The sequence below is a fragment of the Marinobacter sp. bablab_jr003 genome (assembly GCF_016464245.1).
In the GTDB taxonomy this organism is placed as follows: domain Bacteria; phylum Pseudomonadota; class Gammaproteobacteria; order Pseudomonadales; family Oleiphilaceae; genus Marinobacter; species Marinobacter vinifirmus.
On the sequence record NZ_JADARC010000090.1, the window covers coordinates 1 to 1303 of the forward strand.

Consider the following 1303-nt stretch of genomic DNA (forward strand, 5'->3'; position numbering starts at 1 on the left):
GAGTTATGGTGATTTCTGGTGTATGGAAGCAGGCTGAAGGGGTGGCGTATCCTGTTGGTTGATCACCGCCAAGATCACAACCAACAGAGGAATGATACGCCATGTCCGAGTCTAACCTGCATGCTCTTTCACAACCAGAGGTAGCCAGCAACGACCCGTTGCACGAGTTGATCCGGCAGGGTGCCCGGGACCTGATCGCACAGGCCGTTGAGACGGAGCTGGAGAGCCTGTTGAAGCAGTACGCGGACGTCAAGACGCCGGATGGCCGCCGTGCTGTGGTGCGTAATGGGCACCTTCCCAAACGCGCTGTTCAGACAGGCGTCGGCGACGTAGAAGTCCAGGTTCCCAAAGTCCGGGATCGCAGTGGCTCCGGTATTCGCTTCAACAGCCACCTGCTGCCACCCTACTTGAAGCGCGCCCGGAGCCTGGAGGAACTGATTCCCTGGCTCTACCTGCGAGGTATTTCCTCCGGTGATTTCCAGGAGGCCCTGAGTGCGCTGGTTGGTGAACAAGCCAATGGCCTGTCGGCCAACACAGTGTCCCGGCTCAAGGCCAAGTGGCTGGATGAGCATAAGGACTGGCAGCGGCGAGACCTGAGCCAGAAGCGTTACGTCTACTGGTGGGCCGACGGCGTGTACAGCAACGTCCGCCTGGATGACCGGCTCTGCCTGCTGGTGATCATCGGCGTGACCGAGCACGGCCACAAGGAGTTGGTTGCTGTCGAGGACGGCCACCGGGAGTCCGAGGCCAGTTGGCGAGAGCTGCTCACGGATTTGCGGGAACGTGGCCTGGAGCCTTCGCCCAAGCTGGCTGTTGGTGATGGTGCGCTGGGGTTCTGGAAGGCCCTGAGCAAGGTATTTCCGGACACCCGGCATCAGCGGTGCTGGGTTCATAAGACCGCCAATGTGCTGGACAAGCTGCCAAAATCGATGCAGCCGAAGGTGAAGTCAGCCTTGCACGAGATCTATCTGGCCGAGACACGAGACAGCGCCCACAAGGCGTTCGACAGCACCCTGAGGCGGTTCCGGGACAAGTACCCGAAGGCCATGGAAAATCTGGAGAAGGACCGGGAGGCGCTGCTGGCCTTCTATGACTTCCCGGCGATTCACTGGATTCACTTGCGGACCACCAATCCGATTGAATCCACCTTCGCCACAGTACGGCTGAGAACCAAACGGAGCCGATCCTGCGGCTCCCGCGACACCACGTTATCGATGGTGTTCAAACTGCTCCAGTCCGCCCAGAAACGCTGGAAGCGAATCAAGGGGTTTGACCAACTGAAGCTGGTCGTGGACAACGTGCA

At 59.7% G+C, this 1303-nt stretch carries 1 protein-coding gene; it reads left to right on the forward strand.

All coding sequences use genetic code 11. The features are described from left to right. Positions 1–101: 101 nt before the first annotated feature. A partial coding sequence (locus H3Z84_RS08250) for an IS256 family transposase (protein ID WP_199457137.1) occupies positions 102–1303 on the forward strand: 1202 nt, incomplete at its 3' end.